At 66.1% G+C, this 5032-nt stretch carries 4 protein-coding genes; 1 reads left to right on the top strand and 3 read right to left on the bottom strand.

Annotated features, from left to right (window positions below):
- The 3 genes from RMO04_RS19985 to RMO04_RS19995 form a co-directional block, all read right to left on the bottom strand.
- A partial coding sequence (locus tag RMO04_RS19985; RefSeq protein WP_309646524.1) for an acyl-CoA dehydrogenase family protein occupies nt 1–1139 on the bottom strand: 1139 nt, incomplete at its 3' end.
- Between the two features lie 50 nt (nt 1140–1189).
- On the bottom strand, nt 1190–2425 hold the full coding sequence (locus RMO04_RS19990; protein ID WP_309646525.1) for an acyl-CoA dehydrogenase family protein: 1236 nt from the start codon (nt 2423–2425) through the stop codon (nt 1190–1192).
- A gap of 71 nt (nt 2426–2496) precedes the next feature.
- Nucleotides 2497–3720, bottom strand: coding sequence for an acyl-CoA dehydrogenase family protein (locus tag RMO04_RS19995; protein ID WP_309646526.1), 1224 nt, complete (start codon nt 3718–3720; stop codon nt 2497–2499).
- 206 nt (nt 3721–3926) lie between these two features.
- Here RMO04_RS19995 and RMO04_RS20000 point away from each other — a divergent pair.
- The coding region (locus tag RMO04_RS20000; protein WP_309646527.1) for a phosphatidylglycerol lysyltransferase domain-containing protein at nt 3927–5032 on the top strand (1106 nt) is incomplete at its 3' end.

Genomic DNA, 5032 nt, shown 5'->3' on the forward strand with positions numbered 1-5032 from the left:
CCGCCGTAGATCGAGCCGGCCTTGCCCGACAGCCAGGTGCGCACCGCGCTCCGTTCCTCTTCGGTAAAGCCGTCGCCGGTCCAGCCCAGGCCCTGATGGCCCATGAACTCCAGGGTCAGTTCGGCCCGGTCCTGGGCGACCTTCATATTGGCGTTCTTCATGATCGAGGTGGCGGCCGAGGGACCCGAATTACCCTTGGCCTCCAGCGCCGCGCGGCGGACCGTCTGCTGCAGCGCCTTCTGGTCGATCTCGTTCATGACGATGCGGGTGCGCAGGTCTGAGTCCGCCAGCCGGCCCTGGTCATCGGCGCCCACATACTTCTTGGCCACCACGCCCAGCGCCAGCGGCTTGACCGCCGAGGCGCCGCGCGAGCCGTTCATGCCCGAGCGCTCATGCTGCAGCAGGCGCTTGGCCACGCTCCAGCCGCCGTTCAGCGGGCCGATCAGGTTTTCCTTGGGCACCTTCACGTCGGTGATGAAGGTTTCGCAGAAGGGCGAGTTGCCGGCGATGAGCAGAATGGGCCGAATTTCGACACCAGGCTGATGCATGCTGAAGACGACGAAAGAAATGCCTTCGTGCTTCTTGGTATTGTCAGTGCGAACGAGGCAGAAGATCATGTCGGCGTACTGGGCGCCGCTCGTCCAGATCTTTGATCCGTTCACCAGGAAGTGGTCGCCTTTATCTTCAGCGCGCGTCTGAAGACTTGCAAGGTCGGAGCCGGCGCCCGGCTCGGAGAAGCCCTGGCACCAGCGGACCTTGCCGGTGACGATGTCGGGGATCCACTTCTTCTTCTGCTCTTCGGTGCCGTATTCCAGCAGGGTCGGGCCGAACATGCCCACGCCCATGCCGCCGATCGGATTGACCGCGCCGATGGTGGCCATTTCCTGCTGCAGCACGCGGGCCTCGGCGGGGCTGAGGCCGCCACCGCCATAGGCCGCCGGCCAGGTGGGTGTGCCCCATCCGCGCGCGCCCATCCGTTCCTTCCAGACCGCCCAGTCGCCGGTCGCCTCGGCCGGGCTCATGGCCAGGGCCTGGAGCGCCTCGGCGTCGCCGCGCAGGGACTTGGGGAAATTGTCTTCGAGCCAGGTGCGCGCGTCGGCGCGGAAGGCTTCCAAATCGGAGCCGCCAAAATCAGCCATGAAAATTCTCCCTAATATTCATTATCTTAGTAGTCACTATAGCACGAACCCTAGGCCGCGGGGAGGGCTCCCGTGGTCTTCGGATCGGGCAGGGCCAGGACCCGCTTGGCCACGACGTTGAGATTGATTTCCGAGGTGCCGCCCTCGATGGAATTGCCCTTCGAGCGCAGCCAGGTCCGCACCGCCGCCAGCTCCGGCCCGTCGAAGCCCTGGCCCTCCCAGCCCAGGCCGTTGGAGCCAATGGCTTCGACGATCAGCTCGTTGCGGTCCATGGCGATCTTGGCGCCGGCGTACTTCATGATCGAGGTGGCGGCCGAAGGCCCGTTGCCCGCCTTCGCCTCGTCGGCGGCCCGACGCACGGTCATCTGGAAGGCCCGGGCCTCCATCAGGTGTTCGGTGACCCGCCGGCGCAGGTCGGGATCGGCCAGCCGCCCCGCCTCGTCGACGCCCACATAGTCCTTCGCCGCGTGCAGCACGGTGAGCGCCGCCACCGGCGCCCCGATCGACCCGCCGCCCAGGCCCGCTGAGATATTGTCACGCTCGAACTGCAGCAGCCGCTTGGCCACGGTCCAGCCGCCGTTCAGCGGTCCGAACAGCTGGTCCTTCGGCACCTTCACCTCGGTGAAGAAGGTCTCGCAGAACGGCGAGGTCCCGTTGATCAACTTGATCGGCCGAACCTCGACCCCCGGCGATTTCATATCGATCAGCAGGAACGAGATGCCCTCATGCTTCTTGCTGGTGTCGGTCTTCACCAGACAGAAGCACCAGTCAGCGAGATTGGCGCCGCTCGTCCAGATTTTCGATCCCGAGACCAGGTAGTGGTCGCCCTTGTCGTCGGCGCGGGTCTGAAGGCCTGCGAGGTCAGACCCGGCTCCGGGTTCGGAGTAACCCTGGCACCACCGGACCGAGCCGCTGATGATCCCGGGTAGGTGCTGGCGCTTCAGCTCCTCGGTCCCGTACTCGATCAGGGTGGGACCGAACATCATCACGCCCATGCCGCCGATGGGGTTGCGCGCGCCGAGCTTGGCCATCTCCTCGGCCAGGACACGGGCCTCGGCGCGGGAGAGGCCCCCGCCGCCATACTGGGCCGGCCAGGTCGGGGTGCCCCAACCTCGGGAGCCCATAGCTTCACGCCACTGCTTGGCCGCGGGCCCTTCCTTGCCGCCCTGGGCGGCCGCCAGCTGCGCGGCAGGGTCTGCCTTCAGCTCGGCAGGGAAGTTGGCCTCCAGCCACGCCTTTGCCTCCGCGCGGAAGGCCTGCGTGTCGTCGCCGCCGAAATCAGCCATGCAAATTCGCCTTCAAAAATAGGTCGTTCAATCAGGTCGCCGCCGCTCGAAATAGAACGCCGGTCTAAACTCTACTTCGGATCGGGCAGGCCCAAAACCCGCTTCGACACAACGTTGATGTTCACCTCCGACGTGCCGCCCTCGATGGAGTTGCCCTTCGATCGCAGCCAGCCGTGGGTGGCGATGAGCTCGGCGGGGCTGAACCCCTCGCCCTCCCAGCCCAGGCCCCGAGACCCCATGGATTCGACCATCAGCTCGGAGCGTTCCTGCGCCAGGGACGCCGCGGCGTACTTGATGATCGAGGTCGCCGCCGACGGACCGTTGGAGGCCCGGGCCTCGGCCGCGGTGCGCTGGATCGTCATGTAGAGGGTCTGGAAGTCCATCTTGTTCTTGGTGATCCGCATCCGCAGATCCTGGTCGTCCACTCGGCCGTGGTCGTCGGCGCCGACATAGGTCTTGGCGATCTGGCCCAGGTCGCCGGCCGCGCCGCCCGCCCCGCCGCCGCCGCCGAAGCCGCCGGAGATGTTCTGGCGTTCGTATTGCAGCAGCCGCTTGGCGATCTCCCAGCCGCCGTTGACCTTGCCGATCAAGTTGTCCTTGGGGATCTTCACGTCGGTGAAGAAGGTCTCGCAGAATGGGCTCTCGCCGGAGATCAACTTGATTGGCCGCGTCTCGACGCCCGGCGTCGTCATGTCGATCAGGACGAAAGAAATGCCCTCATGCTTTTTGGTCGTGTCAGTACGCACCAAGCAGAAGCACCAATCCGCCTTGTTGGCGTAAGATGTCCACACCTTCTGGCCATTAATTAGCCAATGATCGCCCTTGTCTTCGCATCGCGTTGCAAGGGACGCGAGGTCGGAACCTGCTCCAGGCTCGGAATAACCTTGGCACCAGCGGAAATTGCCGTTGATGATCTTAGGCAGGTGTTCGCGCTTCTGAGCTTCGGTCGCGTACTCCAGCAAGACAGGGCCCAGCATCCAGACTCCGAAGGACGCCAGCGGCGGACGATAGCGGCCCGCCGACATCTCCTGATCCAGCACCCGGGCCTGAGCGGGGGTGAGACCGCCGCCGCCGTAGTCCTTGGGCCAGCCTGGCGCGGTCCAGCCCTGAGCGGCGGCGCGCCGCATCCAGACGCTTTGGGGGTCTGAGGAGCCCTCGAAGGCGCGGCCGCCCCAGACGGCTTCGGGATCGGTCTGCGCCGCGGGATCGCGCAGCTCGGCCGGGTAGTTGGCTTCTAACCATTCGCGCACTTCGGCGCGGAACGCGTCGAGTTCGCCGGCGCCGAAGTCGGCCATGGGATCCTCCCTGGATTTTCCGCGCCACCTTAGCGTCGGGGTCGCCGGGGGCAAGGGAGTCGAAACAGCTGTTTAATAGGCCGCGGCTGCGTCTCGAACAAATCGCGTTATAGGATCACGAGACTGAGGCGATCTGCGGCGGGCTTATGCGAATTTGGCAGGAACTGAGGCCGACGGCCTTCGCTGCGGCTCCGAATGTGGCGGCGGTGCTGAGTCTTGCCGCGGGGATCATGCTGCTGGCCTCCGGGGCGACGCCTTCCATCCCCGATCGGTTCATCGCGCTTTATGAAGTGACTCCCGTGGTGCTGATCGAGGTCAGCCACTTCCTGTCCAGCATCGTCGGCTTGGTTCTAGTTCTCCTGGCCTTCGGACTGAGATCTCGCCTGGATGCGGCTTGGGCCGCGGCGGTGGCCGCCCTGCTGATCGCCGCGCCGCTGGCCTTGCTCAAGGCCTTCGCCTGGGAGGAGGCTTCAGCCCTCGCCCTGATGGCCGTCGTCCTGGTCCCATTGCACGGCGCGTTTCCGCGAAAAGCACGGCTTTCCAGCATGGAAGTCACCCCAGGCTGGTTGTTCTCGGCCTTCGCCGTGGTGGCCGGCGCCGGCCTGCTGGGGCTCTGGTCGTTCCAGCATGCCGACTATGGCGACATGCCGTTCTGGAAGGTGATGGCGGACGCCGACGCGGCGCGCGCAGGCCGCGCCTGGGCCGGCGCGGCGATCCTGCTGTTCGCCTTTGGCGTCTGGCGGCTGATCGCCTCGGCGGCCACTCCGAAGGTGGTGGGTGAGTCCGATCCGGAACTGGCCCGGGTGCGCGCCATCCTGGCCAAGGCCGAGGACGCCGAGCCCGGCTCGAACCTGGCCCTCCTGGGCGACAAGCGATTCATCTTCTCGGCCAGCGGCGAAAGCTTCCTGATGTTCGGCGCGCGGGGGCGTTCCTGGATTTCTCTTGGCGCCCCGGTGGGACGCCGCGACGAGCGTGCGGAGCTCTTCTGGCGCTTCCGCGAACTGGCCGACGCCCATGCCGCCAGGCCGGGCTTCTATGGCTTGGACGCGGAGTATCTTCCCGACATCGTCGAGCTGGGTTTTTCCATTTCCAAGGTGGGGGAGGCGGCCGCCGTCGCCCTCGACAGCTTCAGCATCGAAGGCACCAAGCGGGGCAATCTGCGTCGTGCCTGGCGCCAGGCCTGCGAGGCGGGCGCGACCTTTGAGGTCGTGCCGCCCCAGGAGGTTTGGGCCATCATGCCGGAGCTGCAAGCGATCTCCGACGCCTGGCTGGTGCACCACGCCGGCGGCGACAAGAGCTTTTCGATGGGCGG

This window comes from Phenylobacterium sp., assembly GCF_031412415.1.
Taxonomy (GTDB): domain Bacteria; phylum Pseudomonadota; class Alphaproteobacteria; order Caulobacterales; family Caulobacteraceae; genus Phenylobacterium.

Excerpts from the sequence above, each read along its gene's own strand:
- RMO04_RS19995 (WP_309646526.1), bottom strand. The coding sequence starts at position 3,720 with ATGGCCGACTTCGGCGCCGGCGAACTCGACGCGTTCCGCGCCGAAGTG.
- RMO04_RS19990 (WP_309646525.1), bottom strand. The coding sequence starts at position 2,425 with ATGGCTGATTTCGGCGGCGACGACACGCAGGCCTTCCGCGCGGAGGCA.